The organism is Pontibacterium sp. (assembly GCF_964228735.1).
GTDB lineage: Bacteria > Pseudomonadota > Gammaproteobacteria > Pseudomonadales > Balneatricaceae > Pontibacterium.
The window spans coordinates 1-14,685 of the sequence record NZ_CAXRBQ010000097.1 but is presented as its reverse complement, the minus strand read 5'-3'; the positions used below and the strand labels follow the sequence as shown (position 1 = coordinate 14,685).

Annotated in this window: 13 protein-coding genes and 1 tRNA gene; 11 read left to right on the top strand and 3 right to left on the bottom strand. The window is 52.7% G+C overall.

What is annotated here, in order from left to right; all coding sequences use genetic code 11:
- Window positions 1–71: 71 nt before the first annotated feature.
- The 7 genes from ACEQ15_RS11050 (at window position 72) to ACEQ15_RS11020 (ending at window position 5,846) form a co-directional block, all read left to right on the top strand.
- Window positions 72–707: a gamma-glutamylcyclotransferase gene (locus ACEQ15_RS11050; RefSeq protein ID WP_370279244.1), complete on the top strand. Its 636-nt coding sequence runs from the start codon at window positions 72–74 to the stop codon at window positions 705–707.
- A gap of 654 nt (window positions 708–1,361) precedes the next feature.
- Window positions 1,362–2,594, top strand: a complete 1,233-nt coding sequence (gene ftsA / locus ACEQ15_RS11045; protein WP_370279245.1) for a cell division protein FtsA — start codon at window positions 1,362–1,364, stop codon at window positions 2,592–2,594.
- Window positions 2,595–2,663: 69 nt separating this feature from the next.
- The gene (gene ftsZ / locus ACEQ15_RS11040) at window positions 2,664–3,863 is read left to right on the top strand and encodes a cell division protein FtsZ (protein ID WP_370279243.1); all 1,200 of its coding nucleotides are present in this window, start codon (window positions 2,664–2,666) and stop codon (window positions 3,861–3,863) included.
- Between the two features lie 447 nt (window positions 3,864–4,310).
- A tRNA-Ser gene (locus ACEQ15_RS11035) sits at window positions 4,311–4,398 on the top strand.
- 272 nt (window positions 4,399–4,670) lie between these two features.
- Window positions 4,671–4,841: a hypothetical protein gene (locus tag ACEQ15_RS11030; RefSeq protein WP_370279242.1), complete on the top strand. Its 171-nt coding sequence runs from the start codon at window positions 4,671–4,673 to the stop codon at window positions 4,839–4,841.
- Window positions 4,842–5,297: a hypothetical protein gene (locus ACEQ15_RS11025; RefSeq protein WP_370279241.1), complete on the top strand. Its 456-nt coding sequence runs from the start codon at window positions 4,842–4,844 to the stop codon at window positions 5,295–5,297.
- Between the two features lie 201 nt (window positions 5,298–5,498).
- Entirely contained in the window at window positions 5,499–5,846 is a 348-nt protein-coding gene (locus tag ACEQ15_RS11020) for a DUF3127 domain-containing protein (protein WP_370279240.1), read from the top strand.
- Between the two features lie 91 nt (window positions 5,847–5,937).
- On the opposite strand, the gene ACEQ15_RS11015 is transcribed toward ACEQ15_RS11020, so the two are convergent.
- Window positions 5,938–6,384 carry a MarR family winged helix-turn-helix transcriptional regulator gene (locus ACEQ15_RS11015; RefSeq protein WP_370279239.1) on the bottom strand — a complete coding sequence of 149 codons (447 nt, stop codon included), beginning with the start codon at window positions 6,382–6,384 and terminating at the stop codon, window positions 5,938–5,940.
- Window positions 6,385–6,547: 163 nt separating this feature from the next.
- Here ACEQ15_RS11015 and ACEQ15_RS11010 point away from each other — a divergent pair, with 163 nt between their 5' ends.
- From ACEQ15_RS11010 to ACEQ15_RS11000, 3 genes are all read left to right on the top strand, one after another.
- Complete coding sequence (locus ACEQ15_RS11010) at window positions 6,548–6,748, top strand: hypothetical protein (RefSeq protein ID WP_370279238.1); 201 nt, start codon at window positions 6,548–6,550, stop codon at window positions 6,746–6,748.
- Complete coding sequence (locus ACEQ15_RS11005) at window positions 6,745–6,972, top strand: hypothetical protein (protein ID WP_370278458.1); 228 nt, start codon at window positions 6,745–6,747, stop codon at window positions 6,970–6,972. Before ACEQ15_RS11010 ends, ACEQ15_RS11005 begins: the two co-directional genes overlap by 4 nt.
- Window positions 6,973–7,124: 152 nt before the next feature.
- The gene (locus ACEQ15_RS11000; protein ID WP_370279237.1) at window positions 7,125–9,986 is read left to right on the top strand and encodes an AMP-binding protein; all 2,862 of its coding nucleotides are present in this window, start codon (window positions 7,125–7,127) and stop codon (window positions 9,984–9,986) included.
- 36 nt (window positions 9,987–10,022) lie between these two features.
- Here ACEQ15_RS11000 and ACEQ15_RS10995 read toward each other — a convergent pair whose 3' ends face one another.
- Together ACEQ15_RS10995 and ACEQ15_RS10990 are read right to left on the bottom strand one after the other, a co-directional pair.
- The gene (locus ACEQ15_RS10995) at window positions 10,023–11,192 is read right to left on the bottom strand and encodes an RNA-guided endonuclease InsQ/TnpB family protein (protein ID WP_370279236.1); all 1,170 of its coding nucleotides are present in this window, start codon (window positions 11,190–11,192) and stop codon (window positions 10,023–10,025) included.
- A gap of 227 nt (window positions 11,193–11,419) precedes the next feature.
- On the bottom strand, window positions 11,420–12,691 hold the full coding sequence (locus ACEQ15_RS10990) for a nitrate/nitrite transporter (RefSeq protein ID WP_370279235.1): 1,272 nt from the start codon (window positions 12,689–12,691) through the stop codon (window positions 11,420–11,422).
- 638 nt (window positions 12,692–13,329) lie between these two features.
- On the opposite strand from ACEQ15_RS10990, the gene ACEQ15_RS10985 reads away from it, so the two are divergent.
- Complete coding sequence (locus tag ACEQ15_RS10985) at window positions 13,330–14,541, top strand: M24 family metallopeptidase (protein WP_370279234.1); 1,212 nt, start codon at window positions 13,330–13,332, stop codon at window positions 14,539–14,541.
- Window positions 14,542–14,685: the final 144 nt, after the last annotated feature.

Genomic DNA, 14,685 nt, shown 5'->3' with positions numbered 1-14,685 from the left:
GAATCGTCACTGGCGTCCGATGCTGTGCCAGAGGGTGTGGCGTCTGAAAAAGAAGAGCAGGTGGGTAGAAGATGATCTCAGTTGTGGGCTACGGATCCTTATTGTCCGAGCAATCGGCACGCGAAACCGTACCGGAGCTGGAAAACTTCCGCCTGGTAGAGGTGCCCGGTTACCGCCGTATCTTCAATAAAGTGGGGATCGTATTCTTCAGTCGCCACGGGGCTGATGAAACCGATCTTGAGATTGCCTCTTGCTCAACCCAGCCCGCAGACGGCGTCAGCATTATCTGCAGTCAGTTTGAATGCAGCGAAACCGCTTTTCGCGACTTGTATGAGCGCGAACACCGCTTCCGTTGGGCGGAGGTGGAAACCGTTGATCAGCAGGGTGTTACAACCCAAGGGCGAATCTGCACGACGTACAACGACCAGGACTATCGCCTCAACAAGTGCATCACCGAAGCGGAGTATCAGCGTCGCGTGGGGCAGTTCTACAGCGGTGTAATCTGGCGTGACGATATTCTGCCGTTCCCGCGCTACCTGGCGTTTTGCCTGCAGGCAGCAAGTACACAGGGCGAGCACGTGCTGAATAACTTTCTGGACAGCAGTTTCCTGGCAGATGGCAAAACCACCATACGTACCTATGTAGAGCAGCATCCCGCATTGGCTGATTGGCGTGTGTTTGATACCGGCTATAGCTATAAGCGTTAAGTTACCTATCATCTCCCCTTGCTTCCCATACCCGGCTTTTAGGGTCTGAGTATGATCGCCTCTGGCGTTCTCCAGAGGACTTCTCTCTTGTGTTCTGTTGCCTTCGCTGATGCATACAGCTCAGATCGGCACACCGGCCCCTAGGGACAGTTGTTTTTGATCTGTCCGTTTTCATCCTTTTTTGTGTCTCGTCATGTGGCAATGAAGTTAATTTATTGTGTATGAAAAATAGTCAATTATCGTCAATATTGGGTTTTGAATTTCCCGTGAAAAATCAATATTAAATATTGAAAATGTGGCGAAAAATCAAAATTAAATTTTGAAAATTATTTAAATCATCAAGATTGAGTTTTGATTTTTCGCAGATTCTTTAAATGATTGATGCTGTTGGGTTTATTAAAAGAACGCGTTAAACTGCGCCCCCGCAGGGAAGGTAGTCGATTGAAAAACAACAAAATTTTCTCTTAAGCGGGCTTTGGTCCGGCCGATAACATTGTTATGAAAATTAGGGCTTGATTGTTCTCACAGGCATGCTTTACTTGTCAGCATAGAGAAAATCTTCATTCAATTAATGGGTGAAAACTCTAAATCTGCTCTAAAGTGCTTAGTGTTTAAAAAGCAAACAGAGAGAGAAAAACATTGGCTGATTCAAATATGATCGTCGCGCTGGATATAGGCACCTCTAAGGTGGTTTGTCTGGTAGCCGAGGTCAGACTGGACGGAGAAGTTGAGGTGGTGGGCGTTGGTTCACACCCTTCCCGTGGTCTGAAACGCGGCGTCGTGGTGAACATTGAATCAACCGTCAATTCAATTCAGCGCGCAGTGGAAGATGCTGAATTGATGGCAGGGTGCAAAATACACTCGGTTATGGTCGGTCTGGCGGGTAGCCATATCAGTGCAGTCAATTCGAAGGGGATTGTGGCGCTGAAAGATCGGGAGGTAACGGAGCAGGATCTGGATCGGGTTGTTGATGCCGCACGCGCAATCGCAACACCGGCAGATCAGCGCATTCTGCATATTCTTCCGCAGGAATATGCGATCGACAGTGAAGAAGGGATCAAGGAGCCGCTGGGCATGTCCGGTGTGCGTCTTGAAGCCAAGGTTCATTTAGTAACCGGCGCGCTTAACGCCGTCCAGAACATTGAGAAGTGTGTACGGATGTGTGGCCTGGAGATCGATGCATTGGTACTGAGTCAGTTGGCTTCAAGTGAATCAGTACTCACAGAAGATGAAAAGGAACTGGGCGTCTGTCTTGTTGATATTGGCGCAGGTACCAGTGACGTAGCAGTCTTTGTGGGTGGTGCGTTGTATCACACTGCTGTGATCCCTGTAGGGGGGGATCAGGTGTCAAACGACATCGCCGTGGCGTTGCGTACGCCAACTCCGAATGCGGAAGAATTAAAAGTTAAATATGCATGTGCACTGTCCCAGCTGGCGAGCGCGCATGAAGTGGTAAAAGTACCGAGTGTGGGTGACCGTCCGTCGGCCGAGCTGTCGCGACACCAGTTGGCCAAAGTGGTCGAGCCACGCTACGAAGAGTTGTTTCTGCTGATCCAGAAGGAATTGCAGAGCAGCGGCTTCGAGGGACTGATGCCTGCCGGTATCGTACTGACCGGCGGCACGGCCCGCATGGAAGGTGCAGTTGAGCTGGCTGAAGAGATTTTCCACATGCCCGTGCGTTTGGCGTCACCAAACGGCTTTGGCAGCATGTCGGATATTCTGGGGAACCCGATGTACGCGACGGCGGCCGGGTTGCTCAGGCACGCAAGTGCAAACGAACAGGAAGGGGCTAGCGTGGCAGTGGTAGAGCCGGAGCGCTCAGAGTTTCAGATCACGCAGCCCAACCTGATCCATCGGATGAAATCCTGGATTCAGGCAAATTTTTAACGGGTGATAAATAGGGGCGCGAAAGCGCGACTGGCGTAGGGTAGGCGCCAGCCTAAAGGGGAAATAGACATGTTTGAGTTGGTTGATAGTATCCCGCAGAATGCTGTCATCAAGGTGATCGGCGTAGGCGGTGGCGGCGGCAACGCTGTACAGCATATGGTAACCACCGAAGTAGAAGGTGTTGATTTTATCTGTGCGAATACGGATGCGCAGGCCTTGGATAATATGGCTGCACAGGCTGTTATCCAGATCGGCGGTGAGATGACGAAGGGGCTGGGTGCAGGTGCAAACCCAGAAGTGGGTCGTCAGGCTGCGATGGATGACCGTGAACGTATCTCAGAGATGCTGTCCGGTGCCGATATGGTGTTCATCACCGCAGGCATGGGTGGTGGAACCGGAACCGGTGCGGCGCCTGTCGTGGCTGAGGTTGCCCGTGAAATGGGTATCCTGACTGTAGCAGTGGTCACCAAGCCATTCACATTCGAAGGCCGTAAGCGTCTGGCGATTGCGGAAGAGGGTATTAAGGAGCTGAAGGAAAACGTCGACTCCCTGATCATCATCCCTAACCAGAAACTGCTGCCAGTGCTGGGTAAAAACACCAGCCTGATCAACGCATTCAACACCGCGAACGACGTATTGAAAGGTGCGGTTCAGGGCATTGCAGACCTGATTATCCGTCCGGGTATGATCAACGTTGACTTTGCAGACGTACGCACCGTAATGTCCGAAATGGGCATGGCGATGATGGGCAGCGGCAATGCTCGTGGTGATAACCGCGCAACCGAAGCGACGGAAGCGGCAATCAACAGCCCGCTGCTGGAAGATGTAGACCTGAAAGGTGCCAGCGGCATCTTGGTTAACATCACCGCAGGCCTGGATCTGAGCCTGGGTGAGTTCTCCGAAGTGGGTAACATTGTTGAAGAATACGCGTCCGACAGCGCAACCATCGTTGTGGGTACTGTAATCGACCCAGAGATGGCTGAAGAGATGAAGGTCACGGTTGTAGCAACCGGCCTTGGCCGTGCTCAGCAGGTTGAGCAGGAAGTACGTGTGGTAAGCAGCGGCGGTGGTCGTGCTTCCACAGTTACCACCGACTACAGCCAGCTGGAACTGCCAACAGCGATGCGCAACCGCGCAGAAGCGGAAAAGTCCAAGCGTGTAACCGAACCAACGCGTGAGCCTGAGCCAGAGGTTCAGTCTGCACGCACTGGCACCGACGATATGGATTTCCTGGATATTCCAGCCTTCCTGCGTCGCCAGGCTGACTAAGTCAGCAACCGATTACCATTGCTTAGCCGTCCGATGAAAATCGGGCGGCTTTTTTATTGCGCGTAATTTGAACAAGGATTGTTGGTGAATTGTCTGGTTCCCATGCTCTGCGTGGGAACGAGGACGTGTAGCTTTGCTTGATATCCAGTGATGAGCTTTATTGTTGATCAGCGTTTGTGCAGCGGCTGATGATTAATTGAACGATTGCTGGGTTTTACAAAATAAACCCAAAATAACGTAACTAATTGCTTGATTCAGAAGGATAAGTGCATTAAAGTACGCGCCACGTTTGAGGGGTTAAGCAGCCGCTCATGACGTATTACGGTGAGGTGTCCGAGTGGTTGACTCGGAGGCGAAGCCGGAGAGAACGTCGTCGTTTACGACGACGGTAACGAGCACGCAGGCGTGCAGTTATGAAGTTTGAAAAGACTACGTAAACAACATTTCGGTGAGGTGTCCGAGTGGCCGAAGGAGCACGCCTGGAAAGTGTGTATACGGAAACGTATCGAGGGTTCGAATCCCTCCCTCACCGCCAAGAATTCAAATGAAAAAGCCCCGTCTTGTACGGGGCTTTTTCATTTGTGTTGGTGGTGAAAGGATTGAACCCGAGAAGAGGGTTTGAACCGAGCAGCGCTTGCGATGCGACACACTGGCCGTAGGCCAGTAATCCCGACCGGATATGCTCAATCACGTTCGCTGCAATTACTAAATTCCTACCCCAGACAAATTTGATACGAAAAAGCCTTGGTTTATGACCAAGGCTTTTTTGTTTGTGTTGTCCCGTCCTGAAAATAGGCTTACGCCCTGATGATGCCCAACGTTATTGGTAAGCTGACGGACGCAGGTACGCCGAGCATCTGCGCCGAAGTAACGCTTAAACCGGGCAAAACAGGTAAGCAAGATGGTAAATTATTAACAGAGCTCGCCCAATTTTTAGCGAATACGTTGGCATCCTCGTCGGAAGCACAACATAGTTGAATGGCCATGGAAATCTATCTATTGCAGATCCAGTCTGTATTCCTGCTCAGCCTCTGGAAAACCTATATTGGACCTGCGCTGAGTGTTCCTTACGGCTTTTCGTATTTTGAAATGTTGTTATTTAATGTCAGCGGGGCGATGCTCAGCGGGTACGTGATTCTGCACTTCAGTCACCGCATCAATGTCCTGCTGGGAACATTACTGCCAAAACGGCAGAGTAAGCCAGGATTCAAGCCTCATTTGCGTAAGTATCTGCGTTTCTGGCGGCGCTACGGTTTCTATGGTGTCATGGCTCTGACACCGGTTTTTGTCGGCATACCGCTGGGCGTTTGGTTATCGGCCCGGCTTGGGACCGGTAAAAAGCGTATCATGGTGACATTGTTCGTATGCTGTGTTTTTTGGGCGTCGCTTTCCTATTTCGCCACGTTGTCTGGTTTCAATCTGGTCGATAGTTAATGGTTTTGTGCTGCAAACACTGGATCTTGTTACTTTCGAAAATTTGTACCGCCAGATAGTCTCGCCTAGCGGCTTCATACATGGCTTTCGTGAGCTGATGGACGCTGTGAAAAACTCCCAGAGAAATCAGCGGTAATCTTTCCTTCGTTCTGATTTAATAGGCCGAGGTAAGAATATATGTTTGGTAGAGGGGATATTGGGATGACTTACGAGCTGACCGGTAAAGTTAAGTTAATTCAGGATCCACAGACCTTTAACAGTGGCTTCACTAAGCGTGAGATGGTGGTTACTGTCGAAGATGGTAAGTATCCACAGGACATCAATGTGGAATTTGTACAGGATAAAGTGGCTTTGCTGGATAGCCTTCAGGTAGGGCAGGAAGTCACTGTAGCCTTTGATATTCGAGGTCGTGAGTACAATGGCCGCTATTACAACAACCTGGTTGGTTGGAAGATTCAGACCGGAGCGCCAGCGAGTGATGGGTTTGATCAGACACCTGCTTACGACCAGAATGCGCCTGTAAACTTTGATGATGACGTGCCGTTCTGATTAGCACACCTCTATCGCGCGGTTAACCGCGTGTAATCAAAAAAGCCTTGGTAACTGACCAAGGCTTTTTTGTTTCTGCTGTGTTTGCAAATCACATCTCACAGAGATGTACACGCAGCTTATCACACAGGGTTTTCAGCTGTGCCAGCTCCTCCTCGGTAAGGGGGGCTTTGCACGCCATCGCCTTTTTCACTTCCAGCGTGCGTTCTTTTAGTGCCAGACCTTCATCGGTCAGTTGCAGCAGGCAGGAACGTTCATCCTGTTTGCAGCGTACCCGTTGCAATAAGCCTTTCGCTTCCAGGCGTTTCAGCAGCGGGGTAGTGGTGCCCGAGTCCATGTGCAGCCGTTCGCCCATCCGTTTCACACTCAGACCGTCTTCCGACCAGAGCACCATCATTGCCAGGTACTGGGGGTAGGTCAGATCCAGCTCCAGCAGGGCGGGACGGTAAGCGCGCACCATCGCGTTGGCGGCGCTGTAGAGGGAAAAACAGCTCTGCTTTTCCAGGCAGAGGGCGTCGTCGTTATTCATTTGGCTCATAAGCTTATCCTGAATTGTTATTTAAATAGCGGTCAATTAGCTTGCGCGCAATTAAGTTGCTAGCTATTATGGTTCGCAAGTTGGTTGTGCGCAAGTTAATAGCGAGCCACAAGTAAAATTCTATCAGGATGATGGTTAATCTCAACAGCAACACGGGTTAGTCATGGTAAGTAACGCAGGCTTTTTCAAATTGGCAGTGATCGGTGCGGTTTTCATGGCACTGGTGGCAGGGGAAGCCGCAAGCGAGCCCAGTGCTCAGCTGGCCCGGCAGGTGGATGACAGTGGGCTGATGAGAATGATCAACCATCCAGATCCTAACGAACAGAACGACATCGACAGCTTTATATTGAGGATACACACATGAAAAACATCGCAACTGTAATCGCCCTGACTTCCGCTATCTTCGCCGGTACTGCATCTGCTGCGGTTGAATCCAGCCAGATCAGCCACTTCGGCACCGGTGTTGAATTTGCCAGCGCGTCTCACTTCGACGGTCTGGAGCAGGTGGTGGTTGAGAACAGCAACCTGAAAGCAGGCAACGCCTTGGATCCAGTCTACGGTGCGGACCTGTACTTCGGTTCCAACTAAGTTCCCTTTGTTCTTCTTAAAGAGAAGCCATGGTTAAGCGATCCCTCGGGATCGATTTTTTTGTTTTTTCATCCCTCTACCGTCGCAGAGCCCCGTAATCCGGGCAGTCTTTCTATACTGTTACTTGAGTCCTGACCTCGGGTAAGACTGCTTTGAAGGATAACTCGGACCATACCGCCCAAATAGCCAGCCAGCTGCTTTACACCGTGGAGCAGGTTGCGCGTGAGTTGCATCCCCAACATCACTTTTCCGCTGAACTGAGTCTGGATAGCTCTCTGGATACTGACTTCGCGTTTGACAGTCTGGGTAGGGTGGAGTTGTTGCTGCGCCTCGAGCGTACGTTTGACGTGGCATTGTCGGATACCCTGCTGAGTAGCGCCGACACCCCGCGTGATCTGTTGCGTGCCGTCCTGGGAGGGCATGCCAGAGTGATGGCTTCTGTGATGCCGGAGATAGAACAGATAGAGGTGGTGTTACACAGCGCCTCTGTTGTGCCGGAGCAGGCATGCACCTTAACCGATGTGCTGGAGTGGTATCTGCAAACCGATCCGGACCGCACCCACATTCGATTGTATGACCCCGAAAGTGACGGCGTCACGCTTAGTTTTCGCCAATTGAAAGCAGGCGCTGTGCAAATAGCAGCGGGATTACAGCAGCTGGATCTGCAACCACATGAGCCCGTAGTTCTGATGCTGGATACGTGCGAAGACTACTTTTACTGCTTCTTTGGCATCCTGTACGCAGGCGGGATTCCTTGTCCTGTCTATCCCCCTGGGCGGATCAGCCAGATAGAAGAACACCTCAACCGACACGTGAGCATCGTACGGAACGCCCAGGCTGGAATCATGGTAACCCAAGCGGAAGCTTTGCCTTTTGCCGGTCTGCTCAAAAGCCGGGTACGTTCGTTGCGCCATGTGGCGACAGTGCAGCAGCTCAGGCAAGGGCGCAATAATCCACTGCTGCCCAAACTTCATGCCGATGATATCGCCTTTCTGCAGTACACCTCCGGCAGTACAGGAACGCCCAAGGGGGTGGTGCTGACCCATGCCAATTTGTTGGCGAATGTTAGGGCAATGGGGCAGGTGGTTGAGGCTAGTGCCAATGATGTGTTTGTCAGTTGGTTGCCGCTGTACCACGACATGGGATTGATTGGTGCCTGGTTTGGCAGTTTGTATCACGGCGCGCAGCTGGTGATCATGTCGCCGCTCGCCTTTATCAGCCGTCCCCAGCGCTGGCTGGAAGCGATTCACCGCTATCGGGGGACGTTGTCGGCATCCCCAAACTTTGGTTACGAACACTGTGTCCGTCTGGTTGAGGACGAAACGCTCGCGCAGCTTGACCTGTCCAGCTGGCGTTGTGCATTCAACGGTGCCGAGCCGGTCAGCGCCCAAACCCTGTCTGCATTTTGCGATCGCTTTGCCGCTTCTGGCTTTGATCCCAGCGCGATGATGCCGGTGTACGGACTGGCTGAAAACAGTGTGGGAGTCGCCTTTCCGACGCTTCAGCGAGGTGTGCAGCTAGACCGAATTGAGCGCGAACGGTTTACCCGCACCGGTCGGGCAATACCCAGCACGGCCGATGATAAAGGTGCGTTGGATGTTGTGGCTTGTGGCCGGGTTATACCCCAGCACGAATTGCGTGTGGTGGATGCTAATGATCGCGAATTGCCGGATCGCCAGGAGGGGCGGATTCAATTTCGGGGACCGTCATCAACAAGTGGTTATTATCGAAACCCCGAACAGACGGCTGCGCTGTTTCACGGTGACTGGCTGGAGACCGGGGACCTTGGGTACATCTGCGATGGTGAACTCTATGTGACCGGCAGGCAGAAAGACCTGATTATTGTGGCGGGACGCAACATTCACCCCGCCGAGCTGGAAACCGCCGTCGGAAATGTTAAGGGCATCCGCAAAGGCGGCGTGGTGGTATTTGGCAGTCGTAACACACCGCAAAATGTTGAGCGCGGCACCGAGCGATTAGTCGTGCTGGCGGAAACACGTGAACAGAAGGAGGCGCGTCGGGCAGAACTGGCCACAACGATCAACCAGCTTGCGGTGGATCTGTTGGGACAACCCGCAGACGATGTGGTGCTTCTGGCGCCCAATCAGGTCTTAAAAACCTCCAGCGGTAAAGTGCGTAGATCGGCCTGTAAAACCCTCTATGAGCAGGGCGAGCTCAGCAGGCGGTCACCCCAATGGCAGCAGTGGATGCGTATTGGTGTGAGAGAGTTGGCAGGGCGATTGAGGCGCTTCGTTCAGCGTTCTATGGAGTACGCATTTGCGGGGTATGGATGGCTGATCTATGGAGTCTTGCTTTGTCTCTCACTGCCGGTATTCCTTCTGCTACCCAGGAAACAGGCGCGCTGGTGGGTTATCAACCGTGCTGCTCGCACGCTCAGCCTGTTGACGGGCACCTCTGTACATCTGGAAGGGTTAGAGAATTTGCCGCCGGAGGGAGAAGGCTGTGTGTATGTCTGTAACCATGCCAGCTATCTGGATGGGTATGTATTGGTCGCGTTTCTACCTCGCTGTGTGCGCTTCGTCGCAAAAGGGGAGTTCAGGGAAAATAAGGTGATCTCGTTCTTACTGGATAAGATGGGGGTTGAGTATGTTGACCGTATCGATCCGGATCGGGCAAGTGCAGATACTGCACGCATCGCAGCGCAAGGTAAGGGTGGAGATCCGTTGTTCTTTTTCCCTGAGGGGACCTTCACTCGTGTGCCCGGACTTCGGGCCTTTCATCTGGGGGCATTTACCACCGCCATTCGGCAGGAACTGTCCATCGTACCTTTAGCAATCCGTGGGACCAGGTCGATGTTACGCGCTGAAAGTTGGTTCCCTAGGCGTGGGCATATCGTTATCTCCATCGGCAAGCCCATTGCCAGTGAATCGGTTGCTGGTGGTAGTCCCTGGCAGCGGTCGCTCGCATTGCGGGATCTTACGCGCCAGGAAGTGCTTCGGCTGTCGGGAGAGGCCGATCTGAACACGGAATCCATGATCAATCGGGCAGAGTGACTGCTCCCCGCCCTAACGGGCGAGGCTTCCAACTTCTCAGGCTGCAACCGGCGCGTGGCCGGACTTACGCAAGCCTCCGTTGGCAGGAGCCGACAGTCCTTCGGCCCGTAATTTCAAAATACCCTGCTGTTGAATGTTGATCGCGGCATTGATGTCGCGATCCAGTTCCGTAGAGCACGCAGGACAGGTCCAGCTGCGAACCGACAGCGGCAAAGCATCGACCTTATGCCCGCAGCCGGAACAGGTCTTGGAGCTGGCAAACCACTGATCGATCTTAACCAGATGTTTGCCCTGTGCCTTCGCCTTGTACTCCAGTTTCTGGATCAAGCTGAACCAGCTTGCGTCTGCGATATGCTTCGCCAGTTTGCGGTTCTTCAGCAGGTTTTTCACTTTCAGTGTCTCGACCACCACCGCTTGGTTTTCGTCAATGAGTTGTCGGGACAGCTTGTGCTGGAAATCAGCACGGGCGTTGGCCAGGCGCTCATGCGCCTTGGCCAGTGTCAGGCGGGCTTGCGTACGGCCCTTGCTGCCTTTCTGGCAGCGTGAGAGGGCTTTCTGCTTGCGCCGCAGGTTGGCTTGAGCACGTTTCAGGAAACGTGGATTGGCGACCTTGTTACCCTCAGAGTCAATGGCAAGGTGGGTCAGCCCCATATCGACCCCCAGCACTGAGTCCACGGTTTGCAACGCGGTCGGAGCCGCTGCCCCGTCCTCGATCAGCAGCGACGCGTAATATTTACCGGTGACGGTACGCGACAGGGTGATGCTCTTGAGTTTACCGGTCAGCTCGCGGTGAATCCGGGCTTTGATGGGCTGCAGCTTCGGCACCTTGATCCAGTTCTCGCCCGCACTGACGCTCATGCAATGGTAACTGGTTTGCTTGCCGTGCTTGCGTTTGAACCGCGGGTAACGGGCAGCGAGTTTTGGATCGAAGAAGCGCTCGAAGGCTTTGTCCAGATTGATACAGGCCTGCTGCAACGCAATGGAGTCAAACTCCTTGAGCCAGTGGTACTTGCGTGACTTCTTCGCCACGGCCAGCAAGGGCTTGAGGTCTTTCTTGGCCTTCAGTTTCAGGCCATGATGCTTGTACTGCGCGCTGATGATGTGCAGGGCTTTGTTGTACACGAACCGCGTCGCGCCGAACTGGCGGTTGAGGTATTCCGCCTGCTCGGGTGTCGGGTAGATGCGTACTTTTGTGGCCTTTAACATAAACATCAGGGTGCTGTATATATAGACAGTAGTCAATAGAAATTAGTAATCATAGAAGCGCTACCGCGCTTCCCGCTTATATCCCCGCCCGATTGGGCGAGGGTTTACGCGGATTTCCGCTAAGCGATTCCGGGGTGGCGCAGCTGCTGCGGTACCGACTGTGTCATTTAGCTCTTGCCCATACAATTGGATATATCTGTGAGCTGGATACGGATCGGCAACTGCGACTACTCAAGTTTGTCGATGGCATGCTCCTGCATCAATAGCTTCAGCTCCCGGTCTTTTTGACGTTCGCCTGAATATTGCATCCACATGAGAGACACCAGCGTGGTGCCGAACAGCAGCATAAAGCAGGTGCTGTTGACCGCCGTCCAATCCAACAGGATGCCGAACAGGATCGGCAGCAGAAAGCCACCCAAGCCGCCGGCCAGGCCAACCACACCGGACACCACCCCAATTTGAGTGGGGTAATCGTCCGAGAGGTATTTGAAGACCGATGCCTTGCCCAGCCCCCACATGATACCCACGATAAACAACAGGATCGTAAACAACCATTCCGGCAGTTTAATGGACATGGTCAGCGGATCACCCTCTACGGTTTGAATCAGGATCTGCGAGGGGGGATAGGACATCAAAAACAGGCAGGCGACCGATACCCACATCACCCACCAGGTAACGGTGTGAGCGCCAAATCGGTCGGACAGCCAGCCGCCCAGTGCGCGGATCAGTCCAGAGGGCAGAACAAAGATTGATGCCAGTAGCGCTGCCGTGCGGATGTCGTGGCCGTATTCACTGATGTAGTACTTGGTCATCCACAGTGACAGTGCGACAAAGCCGCCAAAGACAACCGAGTAATACTGACAGTATTTCCAGACTCTGGGATCCTCCAGCACCCGCAGCTGGTCAGCGATGGTTACATTGGCTTCCACCTTATGGGCCGGATCTGAATAGGTGAATAACCAATACAGAACCACTACCACCGTCATTGCTGCTGCGTAGATCTGCGGTACCGCCTGCCAGCCCCAGGCCAATACGATGGAAGGCGCGACAAACTTGGTGAGCGCGGCACCTGCGTTACCTGCGCCGAAGATCCCCATGGCAAAGCCCTGATTTGCTTTATCAAACCAGCGTGCCGTGTAAGCGATACCGACCGAGAAGGAGGCGCCAGCTGAGCCGACAAAAAGACCTAACACCAGGAACTGCCAGAACTGAGTCGCATACGAGATGAGATACAGCGGCGCAATAATGGCGACCATCAGACAGAAAAACACCGGCCGTCCGCCAAATCGATCGGTTAACATGCCCAAAGGCAGACGCAGTAGGGAGCCGGTGAGTATGGGGGTTGCGGCTAACAAACCGAACTCTGTGTCAGATAGCTGCAGAGTGTCTTTGATGGGAATACCGATGATGGAGAACATCACCCAGACGGCAAAACAGGCGGTGAAGCCTGTGGTATTCATGGTCAGTACGGATAGCTGTTTGGTTCGAAGGCTCGGCATGACAGGATCCCTCTTGATTCACAGGCGAGGGCTTACATTGCGGGGAAGCGAACAACAGGTGGTATGCCGGCTCGCTTGCTTGAGGCGTGTTCGCACTACGTTTGTTCGCTTTAAATCAAGATAGCTGTGATCAACTCACAGTGCCAGGGTAAATAGCAAGTTGGTCTAACTACACGGTGTTACACCTTTTAAAACGGAATGCGATCTGCTCCTTGTTGATGTTGGCAAGCTGAAGATACCCAGTAGATTGCAGTTACAGGCCAAGCGGTAGCATTCCAGCGCCAGGCATTGTAAGGCAAGCCCGCTTGCAGCCGCTGGTGCCTGTGATGGAAATATGCGCTGTTGAATCGCCATTTTCAGCGCCCTACGCTAAGTCCTTTTTAACGTCAAACTCCCTGTGTTGACGTAATTTCCATACATTTTGTCCCTCCTTTCTTTCAACGACCTCCCGGCAAATCAGGGTGTTGCTATGGCATTTGTAATTTTAATGGAAACATTTTAACTATTGATTTCTGTTATGACGTAAAGGCGGATAGTCTGGATCCGTAGCAGCTGACTCGCTTGCGATTTTCACCCGAAGACCTGAAAGCGTCATGGGTAAAGAGTGATTAATTAAAACAATAAAGAGGATTTCTAAGATGCAGATGCCACACACTTTGTCGATTCCAAACGGCGAAAAAGTACGTCCAACGTTTTCGAAGGAGGAGATGAATTCCCGCCTGGAGAAACTTCGTCGCTACATGGCGGAAAATGACCTGCAGGCCGTCGTGTTCACTTCTTACCATAACATCAATTACTACAGTGACTTCGTTTACTGCCGTTTCGGCCGTGACTATGGACTGGTTGTTACTCAGGATTCTTACACTACGGTGACTGCCAATATTGATGGTGGCCAGCCTTATCGCCGCAATCAACTGGGCGACAACGTGGTGTACACCGACTGGCAGAAAGACAACTTCTTCCACGCGTTGAAGCAGCTGATCAAGGATGGGGGCAAAGTGGGCGTCGAGTACGACCACATGCCGCTGCAGAATCTGGAAAAGATGAAGGCCATTCTGCCAAATGCCGAATTCACAGATATCGGCGTACCCACCATGAAAATGCGCATGATCAAATCCGATGAAGAGATTGCGTTGATTAAACAGGGGGCTCGGGTTGCTGATGTGGGTGGTGCAGCCATTCGTGATGCAATCGCTGTAGGCGTGCCTGAGTACGAAATCGCCCTGGCGGGCGTACAGGCAATGGTTCGAGAGATCGCCGGTACTTTCCCGGATGGGGAGTTGATGGATACCTGGGTCTGGTTCCAGTCCGGTATCAACACCGATGGCGCTCACAACCCGGTGACCAGTCGCAAGGTACAGGCTGGCGACATTCTGAGTTTGAATACCTTCCCAATGATTGCAGGTTACTACACGGCATTGGAGCGCACCCTGTTTGCCGAGTATGCCTCCGATCGTCATCTGGAACTGTGGGAGATCAACTGTGAAGTGCATCGCAAAGGTTTGGAACTGATTCGACCGGGCGCACGTTGCTGTGATATCGCCGCCGAACTGAATGAGATCTTCCTGAAGCACGATGTACTGCAGTATCGCACCTTCGGCTACGGTCATTCCTTTGGCACCTTGAGCCACTACTACGGCCGTGAAGCGGGCCTGGAGCTGCGTGAAGACGTCGAAACCGTTCTGGAGCCGGGCATGGTTGTGTCTATGGAACCGATGCTGATGCTGCCGGAAGGTATGCCAGGTGCTGGTGGTTACCGCGAACACGACATTCTGGTTGTAGGCGAGGAGGGTGCAGAAAACATCACCCGATTCCCGTTCGGTCCTGAGTACAACATTATCAAGGGATAAGAAGGAAACCGCCAATCGCCTTAACGGGAGGGGCTTGGCGGTTATGGCTTGCTAGCTGTATATGGAGGCTCAAGTCTATTTGCAGTCGTGTAAATGGGCGTGTATAAAAATAACAAGGCAGGGAATATCCCTACTCCAAAAGGT

Bases quoted from the DNA above. Each gene is read 5' to 3' on its own strand.
- ACEQ15_RS11050 (WP_370279244.1), top strand. From the start codon at position 72: ATGATCTCAGTTGTGGGCTACGGATCCTTATTGTCCGAGCAATCGGCA.
- ftsA (WP_370279245.1), top strand. From the start codon at position 1,362: ATGATCGTCGCGCTGGATATAGGCACCTCTAAGGTGGTTTGTCTGGTA.
- ftsZ (WP_370279243.1), top strand. From the start codon at position 2,664: ATGTTTGAGTTGGTTGATAGTATCCCGCAGAATGCTGTCATCAAGGTG.
- ACEQ15_RS11030 (WP_370279242.1), top strand. From the start codon at position 4,671: ATGATGCCCAACGTTATTGGTAAGCTGACGGACGCAGGTACGCCGAGC.
- ACEQ15_RS11025 (WP_370279241.1), top strand. From the start codon at position 4,842: ATGGCCATGGAAATCTATCTATTGCAGATCCAGTCTGTATTCCTGCTC.
- ACEQ15_RS11020 (WP_370279240.1), top strand. From the start codon at position 5,499: ATGACTTACGAGCTGACCGGTAAAGTTAAGTTAATTCAGGATCCACAG.
- ACEQ15_RS11015 (WP_370279239.1), bottom strand. From the start codon at position 6,384: ATGAGCCAAATGAATAACGACGACGCCCTCTGCCTGGAAAAGCAGAGC.
- ACEQ15_RS11010 (WP_370279238.1), top strand. From the start codon at position 6,548: ATGGTAAGTAACGCAGGCTTTTTCAAATTGGCAGTGATCGGTGCGGTT.
- ACEQ15_RS11005 (WP_370278458.1), top strand. From the start codon at position 6,745: ATGAAAAACATCGCAACTGTAATCGCCCTGACTTCCGCTATCTTCGCC.
- ACEQ15_RS10995 (WP_370279236.1), bottom strand. From the start codon at position 11,192: ATGTTAAAGGCCACAAAAGTACGCATCTACCCGACACCCGAGCAGGCG.
- ACEQ15_RS10990 (WP_370279235.1), bottom strand. From the start codon at position 12,691: ATGCCGAGCCTTCGAACCAAACAGCTATCCGTACTGACCATGAATACC.
- ACEQ15_RS10985 (WP_370279234.1), top strand. From the start codon at position 13,330: ATGCAGATGCCACACACTTTGTCGATTCCAAACGGCGAAAAAGTACGT.